At 64.9% G+C, this 26,023-nt stretch carries 26 protein-coding genes; 11 read left to right on the top strand and 15 right to left on the bottom strand.

The window, feature by feature from the left end; all coding sequences use genetic code 11:
- Nucleotides 1-74: 74 nt before the first annotated feature.
- The 10 genes from AAFG16_RS43740 to AAFG16_RS43695 form a co-directional block, all read right to left on the bottom strand.
- Nucleotides 75-494, bottom strand: coding sequence for a thioesterase family protein (locus AAFG16_RS43740; RefSeq protein ID WP_061029942.1), 420 nt, complete (start codon nucleotides 492-494; stop codon nucleotides 75-77).
- An 85-nt stretch (nucleotides 495-579) separates the two neighbouring features.
- The gene (locus AAFG16_RS43735) at nucleotides 580-1,341 is read right to left on the bottom strand and encodes an SDR family NAD(P)-dependent oxidoreductase (RefSeq protein ID WP_212426096.1); all 762 of its coding nucleotides are present in this window, start codon (nucleotides 1,339-1,341) and stop codon (nucleotides 580-582) included.
- A gap of 25 nt (nucleotides 1,342-1,366) precedes the next feature.
- A complete protein-coding gene (locus AAFG16_RS43730; RefSeq protein WP_342735222.1) occupies nucleotides 1,367-3,253 on the bottom strand; it encodes a feruloyl-CoA synthase in 1,887 nt (628 codons plus the stop codon).
- Complete coding sequence (locus tag AAFG16_RS43725; RefSeq protein ID WP_011090568.1) at nucleotides 3,250-4,059, bottom strand: crotonase/enoyl-CoA hydratase family protein; 810 nt, start codon at nucleotides 4,057-4,059, stop codon at nucleotides 3,250-3,252. The genes AAFG16_RS43730 and AAFG16_RS43725 overlap by 4 nt, the downstream gene beginning before the upstream one ends.
- A 189-nt stretch (nucleotides 4,060-4,248) precedes the next feature.
- A complete protein-coding gene (locus tag AAFG16_RS43720) occupies nucleotides 4,249-4,647 on the bottom strand; it encodes a type II toxin-antitoxin system HicB family antitoxin (protein ID WP_342735220.1) in 399 nt (132 codons plus the stop codon).
- 5 nt (nucleotides 4,648-4,652) lie between these two features.
- A complete protein-coding gene (locus AAFG16_RS43715) occupies nucleotides 4,653-4,841 on the bottom strand; it encodes a type II toxin-antitoxin system HicA family toxin (RefSeq protein WP_342735218.1) in 189 nt (62 codons plus the stop codon).
- 44 nt (nucleotides 4,842-4,885) lie between these two features.
- A complete protein-coding gene (locus AAFG16_RS43710) occupies nucleotides 4,886-5,344 on the bottom strand; it encodes a DUF3237 domain-containing protein (protein ID WP_283082351.1) in 459 nt (152 codons plus the stop codon).
- Nucleotides 5,345-5,562: 218 nt separating this feature from the next.
- A complete protein-coding gene (locus AAFG16_RS43705) occupies nucleotides 5,563-6,882 on the bottom strand; it encodes a TRAP transporter permease (RefSeq protein ID WP_283082350.1) in 1,320 nt (439 codons plus the stop codon).
- Between the two features lie 2 nt (nucleotides 6,883-6,884).
- Nucleotides 6,885-7,394: a TRAP transporter small permease gene (locus tag AAFG16_RS43700; protein WP_342741079.1), complete on the bottom strand. Its 510-nt coding sequence runs from the start codon at nucleotides 7,392-7,394 to the stop codon at nucleotides 6,885-6,887.
- Nucleotides 7,395-7,620: 226 nt separating this feature from the next.
- Nucleotides 7,621-8,637, bottom strand: a complete 1,017-nt coding sequence (locus AAFG16_RS43695; protein WP_342735215.1) for a TRAP transporter substrate-binding protein — start codon at nucleotides 8,635-8,637, stop codon at nucleotides 7,621-7,623.
- A gap of 262 nt (nucleotides 8,638-8,899) precedes the next feature.
- Here AAFG16_RS43695 and pobA point away from each other — a divergent pair, with 262 nt between their 5' ends.
- Nucleotides 8,900-10,069: a 4-hydroxybenzoate 3-monooxygenase gene (pobA, locus tag AAFG16_RS43690; RefSeq protein WP_342735213.1), complete on the top strand. Its 1,170-nt coding sequence runs from the start codon at nucleotides 8,900-8,902 to the stop codon at nucleotides 10,067-10,069.
- A gap of 232 nt (nucleotides 10,070-10,301) precedes the next feature.
- Nucleotides 10,302-10,721 (top strand): PaaI family thioesterase, encoded by a 420-nt coding sequence (locus AAFG16_RS43685; RefSeq protein ID WP_342735211.1) that lies wholly within the window; start codon nucleotides 10,302-10,304, stop codon nucleotides 10,719-10,721.
- A 170-nt stretch (nucleotides 10,722-10,891) separates the two neighbouring features.
- Here AAFG16_RS43685 and AAFG16_RS43680 read toward each other — a convergent pair whose 3' ends face one another.
- The gene (locus AAFG16_RS43680) at nucleotides 10,892-11,776 is read right to left on the bottom strand and encodes a LysR family transcriptional regulator (RefSeq protein ID WP_342735209.1); all 885 of its coding nucleotides are present in this window, start codon (nucleotides 11,774-11,776) and stop codon (nucleotides 10,892-10,894) included.
- A 122-nt stretch (nucleotides 11,777-11,898) separates the two neighbouring features.
- Between AAFG16_RS43680 and AAFG16_RS43675 the strand changes: the two genes are divergently transcribed.
- Nucleotides 11,899-12,522: a pyridoxamine 5'-phosphate oxidase family protein gene (locus AAFG16_RS43675; protein WP_342735207.1), complete on the top strand. Its 624-nt coding sequence runs from the start codon at nucleotides 11,899-11,901 to the stop codon at nucleotides 12,520-12,522.
- A 153-nt stretch (nucleotides 12,523-12,675) separates the two neighbouring features.
- Here the strand turns inward: AAFG16_RS43675 and AAFG16_RS43670 are convergent, their stop codons facing one another.
- The 3 genes from AAFG16_RS43670 to AAFG16_RS43660 are packed head-to-tail and all read right to left on the bottom strand — an operon-like array spanning nucleotide 12,676 to nucleotide 16,218.
- Nucleotides 12,676-13,407 (bottom strand): ABC transporter ATP-binding protein, encoded by a 732-nt coding sequence (locus tag AAFG16_RS43670; protein WP_283082343.1) that lies wholly within the window; start codon nucleotides 13,405-13,407, stop codon nucleotides 12,676-12,678.
- Nucleotides 13,404-15,173, bottom strand: a complete 1,770-nt coding sequence (locus AAFG16_RS43665; RefSeq protein ID WP_342735205.1) for a branched-chain amino acid ABC transporter ATP-binding protein/permease — start codon at nucleotides 15,171-15,173, stop codon at nucleotides 13,404-13,406. Before AAFG16_RS43665 ends, AAFG16_RS43670 begins: the two co-directional genes overlap by 4 nt.
- A 4-nt stretch (nucleotides 15,174-15,177) precedes the next feature.
- On the bottom strand, nucleotides 15,178-16,218 hold the full coding sequence (locus AAFG16_RS43660; RefSeq protein ID WP_283082341.1) for a branched-chain amino acid ABC transporter permease: 1,041 nt from the start codon (nucleotides 16,216-16,218) through the stop codon (nucleotides 15,178-15,180).
- Nucleotides 16,219-16,395: 177 nt separating this feature from the next.
- Here AAFG16_RS43660 and AAFG16_RS43655 point away from each other — a divergent pair, with 177 nt between their 5' ends.
- From AAFG16_RS43655 to nuoB, 8 genes are all read left to right on the top strand, one after another.
- Nucleotides 16,396-16,917, top strand: coding sequence for a MarR family transcriptional regulator (locus tag AAFG16_RS43655; protein ID WP_342735203.1), 522 nt, complete (start codon nucleotides 16,396-16,398; stop codon nucleotides 16,915-16,917).
- Nucleotides 16,918-17,137: 220 nt separating this feature from the next.
- Entirely contained in the window at nucleotides 17,138-17,407 is a 270-nt protein-coding gene (locus tag AAFG16_RS43650; RefSeq protein WP_283082339.1) for a transcriptional regulator, read from the top strand.
- Between the two features lie 40 nt (nucleotides 17,408-17,447).
- On the top strand, nucleotides 17,448-19,448 hold the full coding sequence (hyfB, locus tag AAFG16_RS43645; RefSeq protein ID WP_342735201.1) for a hydrogenase 4 subunit B: 2,001 nt from the start codon (nucleotides 17,448-17,450) through the stop codon (nucleotides 19,446-19,448).
- Complete coding sequence (locus AAFG16_RS43640; RefSeq protein ID WP_342735199.1) at nucleotides 19,445-20,401, top strand: NADH-quinone oxidoreductase subunit H; 957 nt, start codon at nucleotides 19,445-19,447, stop codon at nucleotides 20,399-20,401. Before hyfB ends, AAFG16_RS43640 begins: the two co-directional genes overlap by 4 nt.
- A gap of 2 nt (nucleotides 20,402-20,403) precedes the next feature.
- A complete protein-coding gene (locus tag AAFG16_RS43635; RefSeq protein ID WP_283082336.1) occupies nucleotides 20,404-21,066 on the top strand; it encodes a hydrogenase-4 component E in 663 nt (220 codons plus the stop codon).
- The gene (locus AAFG16_RS43630) at nucleotides 21,063-22,502 is read left to right on the top strand and encodes a hydrogenase 4 subunit F (RefSeq protein WP_283082335.1); all 1,440 of its coding nucleotides are present in this window, start codon (nucleotides 21,063-21,065) and stop codon (nucleotides 22,500-22,502) included. Before AAFG16_RS43635 ends, AAFG16_RS43630 begins: the two co-directional genes overlap by 4 nt.
- Before the next feature lie 3 nt (nucleotides 22,503-22,505).
- Nucleotides 22,506-24,014 carry an NADH-quinone oxidoreductase subunit C gene (locus tag AAFG16_RS43625; protein WP_283082334.1) on the top strand — a complete coding sequence of 503 codons (1,509 nt, stop codon included), beginning with the start codon at nucleotides 22,506-22,508 and terminating at the stop codon, nucleotides 24,012-24,014.
- 3 nt (nucleotides 24,015-24,017) lie between these two features.
- Nucleotides 24,018-24,542 (top strand): NADH-quinone oxidoreductase subunit NuoB, encoded by a 525-nt coding sequence (gene nuoB / locus AAFG16_RS43620; protein ID WP_342735195.1) that lies wholly within the window; start codon nucleotides 24,018-24,020, stop codon nucleotides 24,540-24,542.
- 37 nt (nucleotides 24,543-24,579) lie between these two features.
- Here nuoB and AAFG16_RS43615 read toward each other — a convergent pair whose 3' ends face one another.
- On the bottom strand, nucleotides 24,580-25,863 hold the full coding sequence (locus AAFG16_RS43615) for a glycerate kinase (RefSeq protein WP_342735193.1): 1,284 nt from the start codon (nucleotides 25,861-25,863) through the stop codon (nucleotides 24,580-24,582).
- Nucleotides 25,864-26,023: the final 160 nt, after the last annotated feature.

The raw sequence follows: 26,023 nt of genomic DNA, 5'->3' as shown, positions 1-26,023 counted from the left end.
TGTTTTCTTTGAAAGCAGAAATCGGACGTGAATTCAGCCCCGTCTTTTGGTGATGCGGCGATTTAGCTCCAGGCCTAGCTCCCGGTGAATTTGGCTACCATTTCCGCAGGAAACGGTGCCGATTTCAGCTTGTCGGGGTTAACGGGATCGCGGCCGACGAGGACGCGGGTCTCGAAACCCTCGATCGCCAGTGCCTCGCCCTTGTAGACATTGTGCTTCACCTCGAAGCTCGAGCGCTTGATGCTCTCGATCTTCGTCTCGATGGTGATCCAGTCGCCATAGGTCGAGGGGATGTAGAACTTGGCCCGCGTGTCGACCATGGGGATGCCCACCAGGCCGTATTTGCGGACCAGGTCCTGCTTGGAGAAGCCGGCGACCTCGAACAGGGTCGAGGTCGAATCGTCGAACATCGCGAAATAGCGCGGGTAGTAGACGATGTTGGCGGGGTCGCAATCGCCCCACTGGATCTGGACCTCGCGCCGGTTCACGAACATGCGTTATCTATCCACTAGCGCTGCGCCACACCTCTCCCAATGGGAGAGGTAAGGTCGAGATCGCTGCTGCAATCCCGCTCATCATTTACTTCGGCGCCATGCGCAGCGAGCCGTCGAGGCGCACCACTTCGCCGTTCAGGTACGAATTCTCGACCATGTGCAGCGCGAGCGCGGCGAATTCGTCGGCGTTGCCGAGCCGGCGCGGGAAGGGGATCGCGGCCGCGAGCGAATCCTGCGCTTCCTGCGGCAGGTTGGCGAGCAGGGGCGTCAGGAACAGGCCGGGCGCGATGGTCAGCACGCGGACGCCGAACTGCGCCAGCTCGCGCGCGATCGGCAGCGTCATGCCGACGATGCCGCCCTTGGAGGCCGAATAGGCGGACTGGCCGATCTGGCCGTCATACGCAGCGACGGAGGCGGTGTTGATGATAACGCCGCGCTCGCCTGATGCCTGCGGCTCGAGCTTGGACATCTCGGTCGCGGCAAGGCGCAGCATGTTGAAGGTGCCGATCAGATTGACCTTGATGACCTTGTCGAAATCGGCGAGCGCCATCGGGCCGTCGCGGCCGACGACGCGTTTTGCAACGCCGATGCCGGCGCAGTTCACCAGCACGCGCGCCGGGCCATGGGCCTTGGTCGCCTGCGCGATCGCGGCTTCAGCGGAGGCCGCATCGGAGACGTCGCAGGTCACGGCGACGCCCTTGATCTCGGCGGCAACGGTTTCAGCGAGCTTGGCGTTGAGATCGCACACCGCGACCTTGGCGCCCTGCGCCGCCAGCTTTCGCGCAGTCGCCGCGCCCAGTCCCGATGCGCCGCCGGTGACGATGGCTGCCTGATCCTTCAACAACATGGCGTTCTCCTGTGGCGATGATTTCTTAAGCGACCGATATCACACGGTCCGACGGATTGGCAGCGTAGAGCTCGTCGATCAATGCCGTGCGATGCTCCAGCACCGCGCGCTGGTTGATCGAGCCCTTGTCGGTGACCTCGCCCTTGTCGATCGAGAGCGGCGTGTCCATCAGGATCGCGCGTGTGATCCGGGTCGAGGATCCCGTGGCCTGGCTAAGGAAACGGGTCAGGCGCTCGCGGAAAGCCTCGCGCACCAGCCGGTCGCGCGTGGCGACGACGAGATCGTCCGCCGGCAGCGTCGGATTGATCAGGCGGCAGCCGTCGAGGTCGAGCACGACCAGCGCGGAGATCTCGTCGCGGTTGATGCCGGCGATGACGACGTCGCGCACCAGCGGCGCGCAGGCGGCGGTGAGGCGTGCACGCAGCGGGCCGACGCTGACCCAGGTGCCGCTGGCGAGCTTGAAGTCCTCGCTGACGCGGCCGTCGAAATCGAAGCCGGCGTTGAGATCATCAGGGTCGGACGGCTTGAGCGCATCGCCTAACTTGTAAAATCCTTCCTCGTCGAAGGACTTTGCGGTGATGTCGGCCTGGCGCCAGTAGCCGGGCATGACGTTCGGCCCCTTGGCGCGGACCTCCAGCTTGCCGTTGTTCGGCACCAGTTTTGCGTCGTTGCCGGAAACGGGCAGGCCGACATGACCGGAGCGGCTGGTGCGCGGATTGACCGACATGAAGAACGGCGCGGTCTCGGTTGCGCCAAGGCCGGTCAGCATCGGCACGCGATAGCCTTTTTCCTTCACCGCGAGCTCGTCGAGGCTGTTCCACACGAACGGCGACAGCGCCGCGCCGGAGAAGAACATCGCGTGCAGGCGGTCGAAGAATTTTGCGCGCAGGCCCTGGTCGTCGCGCAAGTACGGCAGCAGCGATTCATAGCCCTTGGGCACGTTGAAATAGACCGTCGGCGAAATCTCCTGGAGATTGCGCACGGTCTCCTCGATACCGCCGGGCACCGGCTTGCCGGCGTCCAGATACATCGAGCCGCCATTATAGAGCGTCAGCCCGATGTTGTGGTTGCCGCCGAAGGTGTGGTTCCAGGGCAGCCAGTCGATGATGACGGGCGGCTCGTCCTTGAGGAAGGCGAGCGTCTCGCGCAGCATCACCTGGTTGGCGCAGATCATGCGCTGGGTGTTGATGACGGCCTTGGGATTGCCGGTCGAGCCCGAGGTCAGCAGGAATTTTGCGATCGTGTCGGGCCCGATCTTGCCATGCACTGCGTCGAGGTCGTCGCGGATCGGCGTCGCCATGAGATCGGCGAGCAGGGTGACGTCGCGGCCGGGCACGCTGCCGTAAGACACTGCGATCTCGGTGCCGAGCGAGACATTGGCCGCGAGCGCGTCGGCGAACTTGCCGGCATCGTCGGCGAAGACGAGGCCGGGCGTCAGCAGCTTCATCAGGTAAGACAGCTTGCCGTAGTCCTTCGACACCAGCGAATAGGCAGGGGACACCGGGCAGAACGGGACGCCCGCATAGAATGCGCCGAACGCCAGCAGCACATGGTCGATCGAATTGCCGGAGAGGATCACGACCGGCCGCTCGGCCGACAGGCCGCGCGCAATCAGGCTCGATGCGATGTGCCGGCTCGCGGTGAGCAGCTCGGCATAGGTGATCTTGCGCCAGGAGCGGCCGCCGTCGCGCTCGGCCATGAAGACGCGGTCCGGCGTCGTCGTCGCCCAATGATGCAGGCGGTCGGTGATGCGGGCCGGGTAATCGCCGAGCGGATGCTTGGGCCTGAGATAGATCGTGCCGTCGTCGCGCCGCTCGATGTTGACGACGGGATCGCCGAACGAAATGGGCCGCAGCGGGGAAGTGCTCGCGCCGCGCTCCATGCTGGACGAAGAGGACGGCTGCGCGCTCATGACTTCGGCTTTACCTTGGCGGTCTTGTGTTCGAGGAACTCGCGGATCCTGCGCTTGGCCTCCTTGTCGCTCTGCGCGACGGTCGCCATGAGCGACTCCATCAACAGACCCGTTTGAGGATTGGCCTCCGCGATCATCGGCAGTGCCTGGAGCACGGCGAAATTCGTCAGCGGCGCGTTGGAGGCGATCTTGGTTGCAAGCTCCAGCGCCTTGCCGAGCCCGTTGCCGGCCTCGGTCAGATATTGCGCGAAACCATAGGAGGCGCCTTCGGTCGCGCTGTAGACGCGCCCCGTCAGCATCATGTCCATCATCCGGGCAACGCCGATCAGCCGCGGCAGCCGCACCGAGCCGCCGCCGCCGACGAAGATGCCGCGCTGTCCCTCCGGCAGCGCGAAATAGGTCGAGGGCTCGGCGACGCGGATATGCGCGGCGCAGGCGAGCTCCAGTCCGCCGCCGATCACGGCGCCCCTGAGCGCCGCGATGACAGGCACGCGGCTGTACTGGATGCGGTCGAACACGCGGTGCCACATCTGCGAATGCAGCAGGCCGCCGGTCGCGTCATGCTCGGTCAGCTCGGAGAGGTCGAGGCCTGAGGAGAAATGATCGCCGATGCCGTGGATCACGACCGCGCCGATGTCCTCGGGCAGCGACGCGAAACATTCGCCGATTTCCAGGATGATGCCGTCATTGAGCGCATTGCGCTTGGCCGGCCGGTTCAGACCCACGGTCAGAACCCGGTCCGCCCTCTCGATCCTCAACAGCCCGGAGGCGCCCGCATCAGCGGTCTCGGCGTTTCCCTGTGTCATTTGCGTCCTTGTCAGAATAGTTATGTTGTATAACGAATTTCGGGGGAGTCAATATGGCGCCGGTGTGTAAAGTGCGGGCGTTGCCGCATCCTCCGTCATTGCGAGCGCAGCGAAGCAATCCAGACTGCCCCCGCGGAAACAGTCTGGATTGCTTCGTCGCTTTGCTCCTCGCAATGACGAGGTTACTGCTCAGACCGTCTCGGTCATCAGCTTCTTGGCGGCTTGCGCAAGCAGGCCCGATCGCGTGTAGCCGTGGGCCTCAGCGTATTTATCGATTTGCTCCAGCACATCGCCGGGCAAGGTGACATTGACGCGGACGATCTTTGGCTGCGCGTCCTTCACCGACACCAGAATGGCAACGCCCGAGCGGTTCTCTGGATCCGACATGATCTCCTCGAGCGACGATGGCGCGGGAATGGCTTCGCCGTCTTGAGCCATGCCTTCGAGATGAAGCGCTAGCGCTTCCTCGGCCATGTCGCGCGCTTCATCGAGCGTGGTCCCTGCGGTGACAAGGCCCGGCAGGTCAGGAAACGACACGCCGAAATCGCTGTCGGCATCTTTATGGATGAGACCGATGTAATGACGCATAGCGCTCACCTCAGCTTCAGGCCGGACGGCCGCTCGATGCTCTTTAATGTCCCAAGCGGGATGTCCCGCTTCGGATGAGGGACGGTGACGCGACCTGGTTTCGTTGGGTGCTTGAGTTGGACGTGGCTGCCTTTTTGAGCCGCCTGGACCCAGCCATCCCTCTGAAGGGCCGAGATGATGTCTCGGCTATTCATGGTGTGTATTTATACACATCTACGTATATCTGTCAACGAACAGGTCAGATCACCTGATGCACGTCGATCACCACCCGGTCCGCATGCCGCGCCGCCGAGCCGACAAAGATGTGCTCCATCAGCCAGCGATATCTCTCGTGCCCCGTCTCGAACCGCGGCACGGTGCGGAAATAGATCAGCTTCGGATCGACCGGCTCGCCGCGCTTGAGCTTTTGCAACAGCTCGACGGGGCCGAAGCGCAGGCCCTTGTTCTCGACATAGACGGTCGCGCCATCGTCGGTCTCGAAGGCGTATTTGGCCTCGAGATCGATCAGCTCGTTCGGCCGGATGGTCTGGAAGTCGGCGCCGAACGGCAACACCTTGCCGGTGATCGTGCCCGTGACTTCGCCGCCGATGATCGGGATGATGCGGCGAACGCCGATCCCGGTCTCGCCGGCGGTGACGACGTCGCCGATGCGAGCGGTGATAGTGAAGACGTATTTTGTCTCGAGGGTGGGAGCCATTGGTTATCTCCAATCCATCGCGCCAAGCGTGGTGCCCTTCCTTCTCCCCTTGTGGGAGAAGGTGGCGCGAAGCGCCGGATGAGGGGTTGTCTCCGCAAAGGCAAGTGTGCATGCGGAGAGACCCCTCACCCGTCTCGCCGCTTCGCGGCGAGCCACCCTCTCCCACAAGGGGAGAGGGAAGAGAGCTCGCCATGCGGCGCGCACTCATACAGACCCCATCAATGCGCCATCATCCGCGTCGGCAGCCAGGTGGCCAGCAGCGGGAACGCGATCAGGATCAGCAGCCGGATCAGGTCCGTCGCCACGAACGGGATCACGCCCTTGAAGATGGTGGAGAACGACACGTCCTTCACCACGCTCTTGATGACGAAGACGTTCATGCCGACCGGCGGATGGATCAGGCCGAGCTCGACCGTCATCACGATGATGACGCCGAACCAGATCGGGTCGAAGCCGAGATGGGTGATCACCGGGAAGATGATCGGCACGGTCAGGATGATCATCGCCATGGCGTCCATCAGGCAGCCGAGCACGAGATACATCACCATGATCAGCGCCAGCACGCCGTAGGGACCGAGGCCGAGACCGGTGAGGAACTCCGTCACCTTCTGCGGCGTCTGCGTCACCGTCAGGAAATAGCCGAAGATCAACGCGCCGATCAGCACGGTGAACACCGCGGCCGCGGTGCGCGTTGCCTGGAGCAGCGAGGCCAGGATCTTCTCGCGGTCGAGGCGGCCGGTCACGACGCCGATGATGAACGCGCCGGCCGCGCCGACGCCACCGGCTTCGGTCGGCGTGAAGCGCGGCAGGAAGGGCAGGCCGTAGAGGCCGCCGATCACGAACACGAACAGCAGCACCGGCGCCCAGATGTCCTTCAGGCCGGCAAAGCGCTCGCGCCACGGCAGCACCTTGCCCTTGGGCAGGAAGTCGGGCCGGAAGTATCCGATCAGGAAGATCGTGATCATGTACATGGTCATCGCCAAGAGGCCCGGAATGATGCCGGCGATGAAGAGCTTTCCGATATCCTGCTCGGTGATGATGCCGTAGACCGCGAGCACCGTGGAGGGCGGCAGCATCGCGCCCAGCGTACCGCCGGCGGCGATCACGCCGGTCGCAAAGGACTGCGGATAGCCGAAGCGGCGCATCTCGGGATAGGCGACGGCGGAGAAGGTTGCGGCGGTCGCCACCGACGAGCCGCAGATCGCGGCAAAGCCGCCGCAGGCGCCGACGGTGGCAATGCCGAGCCCGCCGCGCAAATGTCCGACAAAGCCGTTGGCGGCGCGGAACAGCTCGCGGCTCATGCCGGAATGGCTGACGAAGGAGCCCATCAGCAGGAACATCGGGATGACGCCGAAGGTGTAGTCGGTGACGGTGCGCATCGAGGTCTGGCCGACCAGCTTCAGCGCCGCCGTTCCGTTGACGAGATAGGCAAAACCGGACACGCCGACGAGGCCCATGGCCATGCCGACCGGCACGCGCAGCAGCATCAGGACGAACAGGGAAACGAAGCCGATAACGGCGACGGCATCGGTGCTCATGATTACTCCGTCGCCTTCAGCTTGGGGTCGTGCATCTCTTCGGGATGGAAGATCAACCGGTAAGTGCGGATCGCGATCAACAGCACGGCCGAGACGTCGCCGAGCCAGGCGATCGCGAAGAACGGCCAGGTCGGCATGTGCATGTCGAACGTCTGGACGTTGTCGTTGTAGGTGCCGCGCACCTTGTCGAACAGCGTCCAGGTCTGCACCGTGACGACGAACAGCAGCACCAGGGTTGCGAACACGTCGATCCAGCGCTGATAGCGCGGCCCGACATTGCCCCAGACGAGGTCCACGGTGATGTGGGTGCCGCGATAGGAGGTCGCGGCGATGCCCCAGAAAATCAGGATGCCGAGCAGCATGCGGCCGATGTCGAAACTGTCGGGGATCGAATAGTTCAGCGTGTTGCGCAACAGCACCGACAGGAAGATGTCGAGCGCAACGATGCCGACAAAGCCGGCCGCGATCCATTCGATCGTGTCGATGATGCGGTCCATCCAGGAGCGCTTCATGGGAAGTGTGTCGTCGTGTGAGCTCATTGTTTGATCCCGGTCTCGCCGCGGACTTCACCTCGCCCCGCTTGCGGGGAGAGGTCGAATTCGAGCGCAGCTCGAATTCGGGTGAGGGGGACTCTCCGTGAACGCGCTGTCACCGTCTTTGTAGAAGCAGCCCCTCACCCCAACCCTCTCCCCGTAAGAACGGGGAGAAGGGGGAGGAAAGACCGATCGCGTCGCGGCCTCACTCCGCCAGCGCGTTGTACTTCTTCAGCGAGGCCTTCAGCTCGCTAAGCGCCGCATCCGGATCGGCACCGGCCTTCTTGGCGCCGTCGCCCCAGGTCTTCACCAGCGGCTCGGACGCCTTCTTCCAGGCGGCAGTCTGTTCCGCCGTGAGCTTGTAGACCTCGTGACCGGATTCCGCCTTCACCTTGTCGATGCCGGCATCCTCGAACTTGCCCCAATGCTCGCCGACCGCGCCGGCCATCTCGACCGTGCAGTTCTTGTCGATCGCGGCCTTCTGCTTGTCGGACATCGCATTGTACTTGTCCTTGTTGATCACGAACACGAAGGTCGTGGTGTAGAGCGGCGCCTCCATGTCGTACTTGGTCACCTTGTCGATGCCGAACAGCACCAGGGAGCCCCAGGGGAAGGTGACGCCGTCGGCGACGCCGCGCTCGATGATGTCGCGCACTTCCGGCGCGGACGACTGCACATTGGTGCCGCCGAGCGAGGTGACGAAATTCGCCATGGTGGCGTGCGCCGGGCGGATCTTCAGGCCCTTCACATCCTCCGGCATCACGATCTTCTTGGTCTTGGAATGGAAGGAGGAGGGCGAGTGGACGAAGGCGAGGCAGTATTTGACGTCCTTCATCTCCTTCTCGGCATATTTGCGATACCAGGCGTCCAGGCCCATCGAGCCGCCCTTGGCGTCGGAGATCAGGAACGGCAATTCACCGGCGCCGATGATCGGGAAGCGGCCGGGCTGGTAGCCGGGATTGACGTAGGTGACGTCGGCGATGCCGTCGCGCGCCATGTCGTAATGGTCGAATGCCTTGCCGAGCTGCTGGGCCGGGAACACCTTGCCCGTGATGGTACCGCCGGAATCCTTGTTCACCGCGGCCACCCAGTCCTCCAGGGATTTCTGCAGCGGGTGCGATGCCGGCACCCAGTGCGAAACCTTCAGGTCGAAGGTCTTGTCCTGCGCGAACGCGGGCGTCACGCTTGCTGCCAGCAGCAAAGCCAGACAGGCTTTCCTCATCACACGTCTCTCCCTCTTTCTGACCGCGGGCTTCGCTGGCCCGGTCTCGTTAGTTAACATGTTATCTAATTGGCCGGCTGGTTCAAGCCGGAACTGGCGCGCACCGTCGCGTCATCTACGTCAGCCATGTTGCACGGGTTTGTCGCGGTGCGGCGACGAGCGGTCCCCTTTTGCCCAACGATTATATGATATAATTATCGTCTGCGGATCGACGCGACAAGCGTGACCGCGCGGCACTCTACAAAATCGGGAGGAGCAAGTATTGCGGACAAAAGTCGCAATCATCGGGGCCGGTCCGGCCGGATTGTTGCTTGGGCAACTGCTGCATCAATACGGCATCGAGAATGTCATTCTGGAGCGGCAGAGCCCGGATTACGTGCTCGGGCGCATCCGCGCCGGCCTCCTGGAGGAGGGAACCGTAGCGCTGCTCGATCAGATCGGCGCCGGCGCGCGGGCGCATGCCGAGGGCCTCGTACATGAGGGCATCGAGCTCGCCTTCTCCGGCCGCCGTCACCGCATCGACATGAAGGGCGCGACCGGCAAGACGGTCATGATCTACGGCCAGACCGAGGTCACGCTCGACCTGATGAATGCGCGCAAGGCCGCCGGTCTTGTGTCGGTCTATGAAGCCAGGGACGTGCGGCCGCATGATTTCGACGGCGGTCACCCGCGCGTAACCTATGTGAAGGATGGCGTCACCCATACCCTCGATTGCGATTTCATCGCCGGCTGCGACGGTTTTCATGGCATTAGCCGCGCCAGCGTGCCGGCCTCCGCGATCGAGGAATTCGAGCGGGTCTATCCGTTCGGCTGGCTCGGCATCCTCTCCGAGACGCCGCCGGTCAGCCATGAGCTGATCTATTCCAACCACGCCCGCGGCTTCGCGCTCTGCACCATGCGCTCCATGAAGCGCAGCCGCTATTACGTGCAGTGCTCGCTCGACGACCATGTCGACCAGTGGCCGGACGACCGCTTCTGGGACGAATTGAAGAGCCGGCTCGACCAGGAGGCGGCCGATAGTCTCGTCACGGGCCCGTCGATCGAGAAGAGCATCGCGCCCTTACGCAGCTTCGTCGCCGAGCCGATGCGCTTCGGCAAGATGTTCCTGTGCGGCGACGCTGCCCATATCGTGCCGCCGACCGGCGCCAAGGGCCTGAATCTGGCGGCCAGCGATGCGCATTATTTGTCCAGCGCGCTGCGCGAGTTCTATGACGAGAAATCCAGCGCCGGCATCGACGCCTATTCCGCCACGGCGCTGGCGCGGGTCTGGAAGGCCGTGCGCTTCTCCTGGTGGATGACCTCGATGTTGCACAAATTCCCCGACACCGGCACCATCGGCGCACGGATCCAGCTCGCCGAGCTCGATTACGTCACGCAGTCGCAAGCCGCCATGACCTCGTTGTCGGAGAACTACGTGGGACTGCCGTTTTAGGGCGGAGCAATCGGTGCCGTGGGGTGGGTAAAGCGAAGCGTGCCCACGAGCTTTCGCAATGATGGGAAGATCGTGGGCACGGCGCTTCGCGCCTTTGCCCACCCTACGGCTCTGTCATTGCGGTGCTATCCGTTTCAAACACCCGCGCAAATCCCGTTTAAAACTTTGTAGGCGGTGAAACTGTCATCCACATCGCGTTCAATGGCGGCAGCCAACGACACGCGAGACAGTCATGACCTCCGCAGACATCCCCGACGGCTTCGAGCCGCTGTTCCGCAAGAGCCCGCTCACCGAACCCTGGGAGCCGCTATACGCGAAGAAAACCGACAAGGCCGTCATCATCGGCCTGCGGCTGGCAAGGCCGCACACCAACGGCCGCGGCCTGATCCATGGCGGCCTCATCACCGCGCTCGCCGACAACGCGATGGGCTATAGCTGCGCACAGGCGACGGGCTGGACCACGTCATTCGTGACGGTCTCGCTCTCGGTCGATTTCGTCGGCTCCGCCGAGATCGGCCAGTGGTGTTCGATCGAGAGCGACGTGATCAAGACCGGCAAGACGATCTGCTTCGCGCAAGCCCTGGTGAAAGCCGACGAGGTCGTGATCGCGCGCGCCAGCGGGACGTTTAGGGTGGTGCCGAAGCCGGGGTAGCCGGTCTCGTGCCCCGCACGCGGCGCAGCGCTCCCGGCGATGCGTAGCATCGTCCGGTGCGGTGCGCTGCAGAGCCGGGGCCCATCCATCCGCAGCTTACGGCGTGGCCTCCTGGGTCCCGGCTCTGCGCAGCAACGCTACGCGTTGCAGCGCGTCCGGGACACGAGACCTCACCCAAACCGCCACTCCGCCGTCTCCACCACGAGATCGATGAACGCGCGCACCTTGGCCGAGAGCAGGCGCGAGGTCGGGTAGACGATGTGGACCGGCAGCGCCGGCTGCTCGTATTTCGCCAGTACGATTTTGAGCCGCCCGCGCTTCAGGCCTTCGGCGGCCTGATACGCCAGCACGCGCGTCACGCCGCCGCCGGCCTCGGCATATTGCAGCGCTGCGTCGGCGCTGTTGCTGGTGAAGCGGGGCGACGGAGTCACCTCGATCTCGCGGCCGTCCTGCTCGAAGCGCCAGCCGGCCGACGGGCCGAACTGGATGGTCTGATGGTCGGGCAGCGCCTCCGGCGTCTTCGGCTCGCCATGGCGCTTGAGATAGCCCGGCGCGGCCACCACGATGCGCCGCATCTCGCCGACCTGGCGCGCAACCAGCGAGGAATCGGCGAGATGGCCGATGCGCACCGCGGCGTCGACCGCGTCCTCGACGAGATTGACGAGATTATCGGACAGTCTGAGCTCGCAAGCGACCTCGGGATAGCGTTTCAGATATTCGGTCATGACCGGCCCGACATGCAGGCGGCCGAAGCCGACCGGCGCCGACACCACGAGGCGTCCGCTCGGCCGGTTGCGCTCCTCCCGCGCCGAGCCGTCGGCCTCCTCGACATCGGCGAGGATGCGCCGCGCGCGCTCCAGATAGCGCGTGCCGACATCGGTCAGCCGCACCTGCCGCGTGGTCCGTTGCAGCAGCCGGGCGCCGAGATGCTCCTCCAGCGCCGCGATCAGCCGCGTCACCGCCGAGGGCGACAGCCGCAGTTTTCGCGCCGCCGGCGCAAAGCCACGCAGATCGGCGACGGTGACGAAGACGTGCATGGCCTCAAGGCGGTCCATGGCATTATTGCATATTACGCAATGATGAAGTGTCAAGCGGCGAGATTGTTTTAATCGCCGGAGGGTCCATTTTAGTGACCGAAAGACGCAGAAAATGCGCCGGAATTTCAGGAGATGTTCCGATGACCGCAGTCCACACCTATGCCAGCGACGTCGCCTTCTCGCCGGCCGTGAAATCGATCCAGACCCGAAAGGGATCGCGCGAGGGCTATGCCCATGCCGAGCAGCGGGGATGGCGCACCGAGGTCGACGAGAACCTCGCGGCGTTCCTGGCCGACGCCAACAGCTTCTACTTTGCGACGGCCTCGGCCGACGGCCAGCCCTACATCCAGCACCGCGGCGGCCCGAAGGGCTTTCTCAAGGTGCTGGACAAGCAGACGCTCGCCTTCGCCGATTACGCCGGCAACCGGCAGTACATCACCCAGGGAAACCTGTCCGAGAATCCCAAGGCCTACATCTTCGTCATGGACTACGCCCATCGCCGGAGGGTGAAGATCTGGGGCGAGGCGCGCGTGGTCGAGGACGACGAGGCGCTGACGACGGCCCTGATGCCGAAGGGTTACCGCGCGAGGCCGGAGCAGGTGATCCTGTTCAAGATCGCAGCCTGGGACACCAACTGCCCGCAGCACATCCCGCAGAAGTTCGACGCGCCGGATGTTGCAGCGGCACTCGCGGCGCGGGATCAGCGGATCGCCGAGCTTGAGGCGGAGGTGGCGGCGCTGAAGGGGAAGAAGGCGGGGCTTTAGGTGCGCATCTCGCCGCACCCTCCGGTGTCGTGCCCCGCGAAGGCGGGGCATCCAGTACGCCGCGGCGTCGCGGTTCAATCAGAACCGTCTCGGAGTACTGGATCGTCCGCCTTCGCGGACGATGACAGCGAAGTTTGAGGAGGCGTCTCAGCGCTAGATCACACTCGCGGCTTCGTGCTGGAAGCCGAGATAGCTCGCCGCCACCCGTTCGTTCGCGGCGATGTCGCTGGCCTTGCCGCTCAGCACGAACTCGCCGAGCTCCATCACATAGGCGTGGTCCGCGATCTTCAGCGCGGCCTGCGCGTTCTGCTCGACCAGCAGCACCGAGACGCCGGCAGCCCGCAGCTCGGTGACGATACGGAAGATGTCGGCGACGATGATCGGGGCAAGGCCGAGGCTCGGCTCGTCCAGCATCAGGAGCTTTGGTTCGCCCATCAGCGCACGCCCCATCGCCAGCATCTGCTGCTCGCCACCGGACAAGGTGCCGGCGAGCTGCTTGCGGCGCTCCTTCAGGCGCGGAAACAGCGTGTAGATCCGCTCGATCGAGGTCTTCGCCCTGCTCTTCTCGATCCGGAACGCGCCGAGCTCGAGATTGTCCTCGACATTCATAGTCACGAACAATTCGCGGTGTTCCGGCACGAGGCCAAGCCCCATCGCGACGCGATCCTCGATGTCGAGGCGGGCGAGATCCTGGCCCGCAAAGGCGACGCGGCCCTTCAGCGGCAGGATGCCCATGATGGCCGAGAGCAGCGTGGTCTTGCCGGCGCCGTTGGCGCCGACGATGGTGACGATCTGGTTGGCGCCGACCTCGAGCGAGACCGAGCGCACGGCTTCGACCTTGCCGTAAGACACATGCGCGTCGGTGACGGACAACAGGGCGCTCATGCCGCCACTCCGAGATAGGCCTTGATGACTTCGGGATTGGTCTTGATCGTGGCGGGCGTGCCTTCCGCGATCTTGGTGCCGAAATCGAGCACCACGATGCGGTCGGCGAGGTTCATCACAAAGCCCATGTCGTGCTCGACCAGAAGGACGGACATTCCGCCGTCGCGCAGCTCGCGCAAGAGCGTCGCGAGCCGCTGCTTCTCCATGTGGCGCAGCCCTGCCGCCGGCTCGTCGAGCAGCAGCAGCATCGGATCGACGCAGAGCGCGCGGGCGATCTCGACGATGCGCTGCTGGCCGAGCGACAGCGAGCCCGCCAGCTGGTGCATCTGGTCGGCAAGGCCGACGCGCTCGATCTGGCGGGCAGCCTCGGCGAGCAGTTTAGCCTCGTCGGCGCGGTCGAGCCGCAGCATCGAGGAAACGGGTCCGGAATGGCCGCGCAGATGCGCGCCGATCGCGACATTCTCCAGCACGGTCATGTCAGGCACCAGCTTCACCTGCTGAAAGGTCCTGCTGATGCCGAGCTTGACGATTTCCTGCGGCGGCGCCTTGTCGACTTTCCTGCCGAGCACCGAGATCGAGCCTGATGTAGCCGACAACACGCCGGTGATCAGGTTGAAGGTCGTGCTCTTGCCGGCGCCGTTCGGGCCGATCAGCGCGACGATCTCGCGGGCCTGGACGTCGAAGGAGACGTTGTTGACCGCAACCACGCCGCCGAACTGTTTTCGCGCCTTCTCGACCTGAAGGAGGATGCGGGACTCGCCGGATGAGCGCGGGCGGTGCTCCAGCTTCAACGAGGTGTCGGGCTTCCTGCCACCGCTGCGCTCGGGCAGGAACGACATCAGCCAGGGCCACACGCCGCCGGGCGCGAGCTGCAGCAGCGCCACCAGCATGATGCCGAACACGATGGTCTCGACCTGGCCGGAGCCCGGCAGGATCAGCGGCAGATAGCTTTGCAGCACCTCCTTCAGCACCACGACGATCGCCGCGCCCAGCACGCCACCCCAGACGTAGCCGGCGCCGCCGACCACCGCGATGAAGAGATATTCAATGCCCGCCTGCGCGCCGAACGGTGTCGGGTTCACCGCGCGCTGGAGATGGGCGTAGAGCCACCCGGAGAGGCCGGCGAGCACCGCGGCATGGATGAACACCAGGAGCTTGGCGCGCGGCGTGTGCACGCCGAACGCTTCCGCCGCGACATGGCCGCGCCGGAGCGCGCGGATGGCGCGGCCGGTGCGGGAGTCCAGCAGGTTCATCGTCAGAAGCGCGGAGACGATCACGGCGACCCAGATCGCGTAATAGATCGAGCCGGGCGAGAGCATCTTGAACGCACCGACCGACAGCGGCGGGATCGCCGAGATGCCGTCGTTGCGGCCGAGAAACTCCAGCTTGCTGAACAGGTAGAACAGGCCGAGCCCCCAGGCGAGCGTGCCGAGCGGCAGATAGTGCCCGGAGAGGCGGACGGTGATCAGCCCGAGCAACACCGCCAGCGATCCGCTGACCACGAGCGACAGCGGCAGCGTCAGCCACGGCGACAGGCCATAGGTCGTCGTCAGCACCGCCGTGGTGTAGGCGCCGAAGCCGACGAATGCTGCCTGACCGAACGAGGTGAGGCCGCCGACGCCGGTGAGCAGCACGAGGCCCATCGCGACCAGGGCGGCAAGGCCGATATTGTCGAGCAGCACGATCCAGAACGGCGGCATGCCAGGGACGAATGGAATTGCCGCCATGATCAGTGCGAAGGCGAGAATGGGAAGCCGGCTCTGCATGCGCTCAGTCCTTCTCTTCCTCGACCGCGGGCGCGGCGAGCGAGCGCAGCAGCAGCACGGGGATCAGCAGCATGAAAACGATCACTTCCTTGTAGTTGGAGGCATAGAAGGACGAGAACGCCTCGACGATACCGACGACCAGCGCCGCGACGGCGGTGAGGGGATAGCTGACGAGCCCGCCGATGATCGCGGCGACGAAGCCCTTGAGGCCGATCAGGAAGCCCGAGTCGTAGTAGAGCGTCGTGATCGGCACGATCATGATGCCGGACAGCGCGCCGATGACGGAGGCGAGCAGGAAGGCGATCTGCCCCGACAGCGTGGTGCGGATGCCGGCGAGCCGCGCTCCCAGCCGGTTCACGGCGGTGGCGCGCAGCGCCTTGCCGTAGAGCGTCAGGCCGAAGAACAGCCAGAGACCGACGATGAAAGCGATGGTGATGGCGTAGACGGTGATGCTCTGGCCGGTGAAGCGCAGCGCGCCGGCGGTGAAGGCGCCCGAGAGCACCGCAGGTCCGCGCTGGCCTTCGGCGCCGAAGAACAACAGGCCGAGGCCTTGCAGCGCCAGATGGACGCCCACCGAGGCGATCAGCAGCACCAGCACCGAGGTGTGCGCCAGCGGCTGGAACGCGATGCGGTAGAGATAGACGCCGATCATCGCCACGATCACCAGCGCGAGCGCGATGCAGATGGCGACCGGCGGCTTCTGGGCGGCGAAGTAAATCGTCAGCGCCAGCACGATGGCCGGCAGCACGACGTTGGTGAGGAGGCTGCGCACAATCAGCCGCCCGTGCAGCGCCTTGCGTGCCACGAACAGGTCGAAGGCGAACGCGCCGATGCCCAGCGCCAGCGCCAGCTTCGCCGTGCCCGGCATCTGGCCGGCGGCGAGCGAAGCATAGGTCAGCGCGCCATAGGTGACGAACTCGCCCTGAGGAATGAGGATGACGCGGGTGACGGCGAATACCAGCACCAGGGCGAGGCCGAGCAGCGCATAGATCGCGCCATTGGTGATGCCGTCCTGCACCAGGAACAGCATGATAGTGGTGTTCAAGACCGGACGCTCCCCCTCAAGATCGAGGACCGGCCTCCGCAATTGCGGTGGATGGTCCCCACACAGCCATTGAAATACGCTGACGATATTTGATATGGTCCATAACAATTATCAAATATAACTTCAAGGGCGGGAAACGACCCGTCCTGAATTTAGCGGGATTACGAGCAAGAGGCGATGACCGTTTCCAAAACCGCTGAAAAGTCTTCCGAAAAGGCCACCGACGCGGCCAAGGGCCGCAAGGACGCGGCCGAGCCGCAGGCCGAGGCCCTCCAGCTCGGCGAGCTCTCCGAGCAGCTCGGCTATGTCCTGAAGCGGGCGCAGCTCAAGGTGTTCGAGAACTTCTTGCGCTGCATGGCCTCGCTCCAGCTGACGCCGGCGCAGTTCTCGGTGCTGCTGCTGGTGGAGAAGAACCCCGGCCGTAACCAGACCGAGATCGCCTCGACCCTCGGCATCCTCCGGCCGAACTTCGTGGCCATGCTCGACAATCTGGAGAGCCGCGACCTCTGCGCGCGGATCCGCTCCACCAACGACCGCCGCTCGCACATCCTGGTCCTGACCGACAAGGGCAAGGCCGTGCTGACGCGGGCGAAGAAGCTCGTCGCCACCAAGCACGAGGCGCGGCTGAACGAGTTGCTCGGGCAAGCCAACCGCGAGGCGCTGCTGGAAATGCTATCGAAGATCGCGAACGAGTTTTGAGGCGGACCAATCATTCTTGGGTGCGTGCGAGCGCGACCGCGGAAGCTCGCGCCGCATTTGCGCGGTTGTCATGCCCGGGCTTGAATTAGCGCGAGGGCGCGAGCTTCGAGGGCCTCGAACGCAATGATGCGTCGCATATAGAAAATGACGCTTGAAACGTCATTTTGCGCGCCCTACGCTTGGTAAGTTGATCCCTGTAACTGCCACGGACATTCGCCCCGTGATCACCGCCGCGCAGCTTCGTGCCGCCCGTGCCTTGCTCAGGATTGACCAGCGCGAACTCGCGCAGCTCTGTTCGCTGTCGCTGCCAACGATTCAGCGCATGGAAGCCTCCGAAGGGGTGATCCGCGGCAATGTCGATTCCCTGGTGAAGCTGGTCGAGGGGCTGTCAGTTGCCGGCATCGAGTTGATCGCCGAGGGGGCGGCGTCGAGTTCCGGGGGGCGCGGTGTGCGGCTGAAGTCTCCGCGACCGAGCGCCGGCGGCCAATAGCGATGGCGACGCGCGCGCAAATCATGATCGAGGAGCGGCCATGATCGCCGTGGCGCTATGGTCAGTGGCGGCTCTGCTGGCGCTGGCGCCGGCTGGAATCGTGCTGTCGATGCGCCCGCGCGGCTCGGTCGTGCTCTATGGCGCCTGCCTCGTCATCACTGCGGCGCTCTGCGCTACCGCGCTCCTTCATTTGCTCGATCCCGCCCATCCCGTGTTGAGCGCGACACTGCCGATCGGCCTGCCCTGGCTCGGTGCCCATTTCCGGCTCGATGCACTGTCCGCCTTCTTCCTCGTCGTCGTCAATCTCGGCGGCGCCGCTGCGAGCCTGTTCGCGCTCGGCTACTCCAGGCACGAGGACTCCCCAGGCCGCGTGCTACCGTTCTATCCTGCCTATCTCGCGGCGATGAACGTCGTCGTGCTGGCAAACGATGCCTTCAGCTTCCTGGTCGCCTGGGAATTCATGTCGCTGACCTCCTGGGCGATGGTGGTGTCGCATCACCGGGAGGCCGGGAATGTCCGCGCCGGCTATGTCTATCTTCTGATGGCAAGTTTCGGCACGCTGGCGCTGCTGCTCGCCTTCGGCCTGCTCGCGAGCGGCGCCGGTTACGATTTCGATGCGATCCGAGCCTCGCATCCTTCCGCTGCGCTGACCGGCATGGTGGTGATCCTCGTGCTGCTGGGTGCCGGCTCCAAGGCTGGCCTGGTGCCGCTGCACGCTTGGCTGCCGCTCGCCCATCCCGCCGCGCCCAGCCACGTCTCCGGCCTCATGAGCGGCGTCATGACCAAGGTCGCCGTCTACGGCTTCGTGCGTATCGTCTTTGATCTTCTGCCCGAACCGGTGTGGTGGTGGAGCGTGGTGGTACTCTTGGTTGGCGGGCCGACCGCGACGCTAGGTGTGCTCTATGCGCTGATGCAGCGCGACATCAAGCGCGTACTCGCCTATTCGACCATCGAGAATATCGGCATCATCTTCACCGGCCTCGGGCTGGCGCTCGCCTTCAAGGCCCAGGGGCTCGATTGGGTGGCCGCGCTCGCCTTCACTGCGGCGCTGCTGCACGTCTTCAATCACGCGCTATTCAAGAGCCTGTTGTTCTTTGGCGCCGGCGCCGTGCTGGAAGTCACCGGCGAGCGCGACATGGAGAAGCTCGGCGGGTTGATCCGTCGCATGCCGAAGACGGCGTTCGCGGTGCTGGTCGGCTGCGTCGCGATCTCGGCATTGCCGCCGTTCAACGGCTTCGTTTCGGAATGGCTGACCTTCCAGGCGATCCTGCTCTCACCGCAACTACCGAACTGGGGACTGAAGTTGATCGTCCCGGCAGTCGGCGGACTGCTGGCGCTCGCCGCTGCTTTCGCCGCGGCGTGTTTCGTCAAACTCTACGGTGTCAGCTTCCTCGGCCGTCCCCGTTCGGATGTTGCCGCATCCGCGCACGAGACTGATCTCTTCTCGCTCTCCGCCATGTTCGCGCTAGCCGCTCTCTGCCTCGTCGCCGGCATCCTGCCCGGCCTCTTCATCGACGCGCTCGGGCCGGTGAGCAAGGCTATGGTCGGCAACGTCATGCCGCACCAGACTGGACTGGAGTGGCTGACCATCGTTCCGATCGCGGAGAGCCGCAGCTCCTATAACGGCCTCTTGGTGTTTCTGTTTGCAGCGCTCAGCGGCATGGCCGCAGCCACCGCCATTCATCGCCTCGCGTCGGATCGCTTGCGTCGCGCACCGGCCTGGGATTGCGGCTATCCGGATTCGAACCCCGTGATCCAATACTCCGCCTCCAGCTTCTCGCAGCCGATCCGCCGCGTGTTCGGCAGCGTGATCTTCGCTGCGCGCGAGATCGGCGAGATGCCGCAGCCCCTGTCGCCCGCGCCGGCACGGCTCACCGTCGACATGCGCGACCTGATCTGGGATGCGCTCTACGCACCGATCGCCAAGGTGATCGGCGTTGTGACCGAGCGCATCAATCTGCTGCAATTCCTCACCATCCGCCGCTATCTGACGCTCGTTTTCGCCGCGTTGATCGTGCTGCTCCTGGTGGTGGCGCTATGACCACGCTTCGCGACATCCTCTCGCAAGGCGTCCAGATGTGCCTCGTGCTGCTGCTTGCGCCATTGCTCACCGGCTTCGTCCGCAAGGTGAAGGCGCGGCTGTTGCGTCGGCGCGGTCCGCCGCTCCTGCAGCCCTATCGAGATCTCATCCGCCTGATGCGCAAGGACGTCGTGCTGGCAGACAACGCCTCTTGGCTGTTCCGCGTCATTCCCTATCTGATGTTCGCAGGCACCTGGGTCGCGGCCTCGCTGGTGCCGACCTTCGGCAGCGGGCTCCTGTTCTCCTGGACCGCCGACCTTATCGCGATCATCGCACTGCTCGGCAGCGCGCGTTTCTTCCAGGCGCTCGCCGGCATGGACGTCGGCACCGCCTTCGGCGGCATCGGCTCCAGTCGCGAGGTGATGATCGCATCGCTCGCCGAGCCTGCAATGCTGATCACCGTCTTCTCGGTCGCGATGATCGCGGGCTCAACCCAGCTCGCCTACGTCGCCGAATTCATGGGCTCGGACGCGGTCGGCCTGCGCGTGTCGCTTGGCATGGCCTTCGTCGCGCTGACCATCGTGGCGCTGGCGGAGAATGCCCGCATCCCCGTCGACAATCCGGCCACCCATCTCGAACTCACCATGGTGCACGAGGCCATGGTGCTGGAATATTCGGCGCGGCATCTCGCGCTGGTCGACCTGTCGTCGCAGCTCAAGCTCCTGCTCTATGTTTCACTGATCGCCTGCGTGTTCCTGCCCTGGGGAACGGCGACAGCGGATGCAAGCGTTGCGAGATTGAGCCTTGGTGCGCTGCTCTATCTCGGCAAGCTCGTGGTCCTCGGCTTCCTGCTCGCCGTCTTCGAGACGTCGATCGCCAAGATGCGGGTATTCAGGATCCCCGAGTTCCTGGGCGCGGCGCTGATGCTGGCGCTGCTTGCCACCCTGTTGCGCTTTGTGTCCGGGAGTCTCTAGTGATGAGCAGCCTGCAATTCGATATCGCGCATCTGCTCGCCGGGTCTCTCGTGCTGGCAAGTTTCATGATGCTCTACCAGGACCGGCTCTATGCGCTGCTCAACGTCTATGCGCTGCACGCCGGCGTGCTGGCGCTGTCGGTCGCCTGGCAGGCCTATGTGCAGCACGCGCCGCATCTCTATGTCACGGCGCTGATCGCACTGGTCTTCAAGGCCATCATCATCCCGGTCGCGCTGCACCGGATCATCAAGCGGCTCGGCATCCACCGCGAGATAGAGAACGTGATCAGCATCGGGCTGACCATGATGGCCGGCATCGGGCTCGTCGCGCTGTCGATGGTGGTGATGCTGCGCGTTACCCCGGGTGCCGACGCGCTGGCGCGCGAGGACCTTGCCTTTGCGTTGTCTGTGGTGCTGCTGGGGCTCCTGATCATGGTGACGCGGCGCAACGCGGTGAGCCAGGTCGTCGGCTTCATGTCGCTGGAGAACGGGCTGGTGCTGGCGGCAACCGGCGCGAAAGGCATGCCGCTGGTGGTCGAGATCAGCGTCGCCTTCTCGGTGCTGATCGCCTTCATCGTGATCGGCATCTTCCTGTTCCGCATCCGCGAGCGTTTTGACAGCGTGGACGTGCAGGCGCTCGATCGCTTCAGGGGAGAGCGGCGATGACGATCGATGCGCTCGGTGCGATCCTCCTGATCCCGGCCATCTCGGCCACGCTGCTCGCGATCCTGCCAGGCTACCTGCTGACGGCGAAGCTCAACGTCGTTGCGGCGCTCGCGACGTTCCTCACCTCGCTGTTGCTGTTCGTGATCGAGACGACGTCGGGACAATATCTGCTGCTTGACGACCTCAACAAGGTCTTCATCGTGCTGACGACCTTCGTCGGCTTCACGACATCAGTGTTCAGCGCGAGCTACATCCATCACGAGATCGAGATCGGGCGGCTGACGCCGGCCTTCCTGCGCTTCTATCACGCGATGTACCAGATGCTGATGTTCGCGATGAACCTCGCGCTCATCGCCAACAATATCGGCCTGATGTGGGTCGCGATCGAGATGGCGACGCTGACGACTGTGCTGATGGTCGGCATCTACCGCACCCATGAGGCGCTGGAGGCGGCCTGGAAATATTTCATCCTCGGAAGCGTCGGCATCGCGCTCGCGCTGTTCGGGACGATCCTGGTCTATATGGCGGCGCGCCCCGTGGTGGGCGAGGGGATGGACGGCATGGTGTGGACGGTGCTGGTGAAGCACGCCGCACAGTTCGACTCGGCATTGCTCAACGTCGCCTTCGTCTTCCTCCTGCTCGGCTACGGCACCAAGGTCGGTCTCGCACCGCTGCACGCTTGGCTGCCGGATGCGCATGCCGAGGGCCCGACGCCGATCTCGGCGGTGCTGTCCGGCCTGTTGCTCAATGTCGCGCTCTATGCGCTCCTGCGCTTCAAGATGATGCTCGCGGTCAACTCCGCGGCGATCACGCCGGGTCCACTGATGGTGACCATGGGTCTGATCTCGGTGATCTTCGCCGCGCTGATGCTGTACCGGCGCCGCGACATCAAGCGGATGTTTGCCTATTCCTCGATCGAGCATATGGGCATCATCGTCTTCGCCTTCGGCATGGGCGGGCCGCTCGCGAATTTCGCAGGGCTGTTGCACATGATCATGCATTCGCTGACCAAGTCGGCAATCTTCTTCGCGGTGGGCCACATCGCACAGGTCAAGGGCACACAGAAGATCGCTGACATCGGCGGGCTCACGGTGACCAATCCCGTGCTCGGATGGGGCCTGATGCTCGGCGTCATCGCCATCGTCGGGCTGCCGCCGCTCGGCATCTTCATGAGCGAGTTTCTGGTGGTGAGCTCGACCTTCGCCCGCGCGCCCTGGCTGACGGTGATCCTGGTGCTCGGCATCATCATCGCGCTCGGCGGGCTTGTCTTGCGGATCGGCGCGGTGATGTTCGGCGAGCCTAAAGGCAAGACGGCGCCCGCGGAGGCTTCCTATGTGCCAATGTTCACGCACCTCGGATTGGTCATGATGGCCGGCATCTATCTGCCGCCGGTGCTGGTCACCGGCTTCCAGAACGTCGCGAAGCTCCTGGGGTAAGCGATGGGCATCCTCGACAGTATCCCCCATGTCAATGCGATCTTGTCGCACCGGCCCTGGCCGCGCGCGGTCGTGACGGAGGCGGGCTGGCAGGCCGCGATCGATCGACTGGTCGAGGGAGGCCTCACACTGCTTGGCTTCTGGGGCGAGCCAGCCGCAGTGCATCTGGCGCTGCTCGATGGCGGCTCGGCCGATGTCGCGGTCGTCACCTACGAGTGTACGGCCGGCGCATTTCCAAGCGTCGCCAGCCGTCATCTGCCCGCACTACGGCTGGAACGGACCATCCATGATCTGTTCGGGCTTGTTCCAAGTGCCGCCGACGATCTGCGGCCATGGCTCGATCACGATGCCTGGGGCCAATCCTATCCGCTCTCCGGTCGTAACGCATCGCGCGAAGTGCGGCCGTACCAGTTCCTGCCGGCCGAGGGTGAGGCGTTACACCAGGTGGCGGTCGGCCCCGTCCATGCCGGGATCATCGAGCCCGGCCATTTCCGCTTCACCGCCAATGGCGAGCATGTGGTGCGGCTGGAGCAGTGGCTCGGCTACACCCACAAGGGCATCGAGTTGCTGATGCAAGGCGCGAATCTCGAGGCCGCGGCAAAGCTCGCCAACCGTACCTCCGGCGACAGCGCGGTGGCCTACGCCTTCGCCTTTGCCCGCGCGGCGGAAGCGGCGCTCGACATCCAGGTGCCGCGGCGCGCGATCTTTTTGCGGGCGCTGATGGCGGAAGTCGAGCGGCTCGCCAATCATTTCGGCGATATCGGCGCGATCTGTAATGACGCGTCCTTTGCGCTGATGCACGCCCAGACCGGCATCTTGCGCGAGCGCTGCCTGCGGGCGGCGGACACGGCCTTCGGTCATCGCCTGATGATGGACGTCATCGTACCCGGCGGCGTGGCGCGCGACGTCTCGGCGGACGGCATCCCCGCCATGCGGGCTCTGCTCGCCGAGATCCGAAAGGTATTTCCGCGCCTGATCGAGCTCTACGACAACACCGCATCCTTACAGGACCGCACCGTCACGACCGGGATCGTGAAGGCGGACTATGCGCGGCAGTTCGGCGCCGGCGGCTATGTCGGCCGTGCCTCGGGCCGCGATTTCGATGCACGCCGCACGTTTGCTTACGCGCCCTACGATCAATTGTCGTTCGAGGTGCCGGTGCTGGAAGCCGGCGATGTCAACGCGCGGGTCTGGATCCGCATCCGCGAGGTCGAGCAGAGCGTCGAACTGATCGCGCAGATGCTCGACCTGATGGAGCCAGGCGAGATCAGGAACGCACCGCCGGCAGGGCGCGGCGGATGCGAAGGTCTGGCGCTGACGGAGGCCTTCCGCGGCGACGTTCTGGCGTGGCTGCGGCTCGATGGCGAGTTGCGCGTCGAACGCTGCCATCTGCGCGATGCGTCGTGGTTCCAGTGGCCGCTGCTGGAGACCGCAATCGAGGGCAACATCATTGCCGACTTCCCGCTCTGCAATAAGTCGTTCAACTGTTCCTATTCCGGCGCGGACCTCTAAGCCATGCGCAAGACCCTGCTCGAAAGCCTCACCTATGGTTCGCTGACGGAGCCCGCGCCGGCGCCGGACGATTCGGCACTGGCCGAGCTCGCCGCGAAAGTCGATCGCGCTGCCCAGGCCACGCTGGGGCGTTCTCTTGCCATTCGCGAGGTCGATGCCGGGTCCTGCAACGGCTGCGAACTGGAGATCCACGCGCTGTCCAACGCCTTCTACGACGTCGAACGTTTCGGCCTGCGCTTCGTCGCATCGCCACGCCATGCCGACGTGCTGCTGGTCACGGGTCCGGTGACGAAAAACATGCGACAGGCGCTCGAGCGGACGTACAATGCGACGCCCGATCCGAAATGGGTCGTCGCGGTCGGCGGCTGCGCTATCGATGGCGGTCTTTTCAGAGGCAGCTACGCCTGCGTTGGCGGCGTGTCCGAGACCATTCCGGTGGATCTGCACATCAAGGGCTGCCCGCCGGCGCCGACGGACCTGTTGAAGGGCCTGCTTGCACTGCTGGAGCACGTCAGCGGCAAGCGGTAGGCCGGGTCAGGCCGCGGTGGCGTCGAACAGGGCGCGCCTAATCCACCAGGATCACACGGATGTCGTTGACGTTGGTCAGCGTCGGGCCCGGCTGCAAGAGATCCCCCGTCGCCTCGAAGAACGTGGTGGCATCGTTGTTGTCGAGAGAGGCCTGCGCCTGAAGCCCCAGCGCCTTCATCTTGGCAAACGTCGCCGCATCGATCAGCGCGCCGGCGGGATCGGTCGGGTGGCCGGCGCCGCCATCGGCGCCGTCGGTGTCGCCGGCGAGCGCCGCGATGTCAGGCGTGTCTTGCAGCAGGTCGGCGAGCGCCAGCGCATATTCCTGGTTGGGGCCGCCACGGCCATTGCCGCGCACGGTGACCGTGAGCTCGCCGCCGGAGAGGATCGCGACGCGTTTGCCTCGCGCGCGGGCTTGAAGCGCGAGCTTGGCGTGCTCGGCCGCGACCTCGCGGGCTTCGCCCTCGAGGTCGGCGCCGAGATCGATGGTCTCGTAGCCGGCTTCTTGCGCAAGCTTCACCGCCGCGTCGAGCGACTGCTTGGGACGCGCGATCAGCTCGAACGTCGCGCGCGCGAAGGCGGCATCATCAGCCTTGCAGCTTTCGTTGGCGGGAACGTCGAGCGCGCGGCGGACGGCATCGTCGATGGCGAGCTTGTATTTCGCCACGATCGCGCGCGCATCCGCCAGCGTGGTCGGATCGGGCACGGTGGGACCGGAGGCGATCGCGGAGGGATCGTCATGCGGCACGTCGGAGATCGCGAGCGTGACGATCTCGGCGGCATTCTTGCCGGCGCGCGCGAGCCTGCCGCCCTTGATCCGCGACAGATGCTTGCGCACCGTGTTCATCTCGCCGATCGGCGCGCCCGAGCGCAGCAGCGCCTTGTTGACCGCCTGCTTCTGCGCAAAGCTGATGCCGTCCACTGGCGCGATCCAGTTCGCCGAGCCGCCGCCGGTGAGCAGCACCAGCAGCAGATCATCGGGGCCGGCCTCGCTCGCGAGCGCGAGCGTGTCGGCCGCGCCCTTGAGGCCAGCTTCGTCCGGCACGGGATGGCCGGCCTCGACCACGCGGATGCGGCGCGTCGGCACGCCGTAGCCGTGCCGCGTGGTGGCGATGCCGACGAGGCGCTCCGGCGCGAGCCCCAGCGTGTCGAGATAATGCCGCTCCGCCGCGGCGGCCATCGCGCCGGCGCCCTTGCCGGCGGCAAGGCAGATCACGCGCCCCTTGGGCAGGGGGCGCAGATGCGGCGCCAGGATCGTGCTCGGATGGGCGGCGGCAACGGCGGCGTCGTAGAGCGCGCGGAGCAGGGGACGTCGGTCGGTCATGACGAAAAGCCCTCAGCGGACAGAAGCGATGGCGGCGAGGTCGCCGTTCCCCTGCCTAGCGCATCGGGCGCCAAAGCGTAAGCAGGCTTTACCATCATTCGATTGTGCAATCGCGTGATCATAATCGGCGCGCAAGCAAAAGCCCCCTGCGATCGTCTCG

Origin of the sequence: Bradyrhizobium sp. B117 (genome assembly GCF_038969555.1) — a bacterium.
Taxonomy (GTDB): domain Bacteria; phylum Pseudomonadota; class Alphaproteobacteria; order Rhizobiales; family Xanthobacteraceae; genus Bradyrhizobium.
The sequence above is the reverse complement of the archived record's forward strand: the minus strand, read 5'-3'. Positions and strand labels throughout refer to the sequence as shown.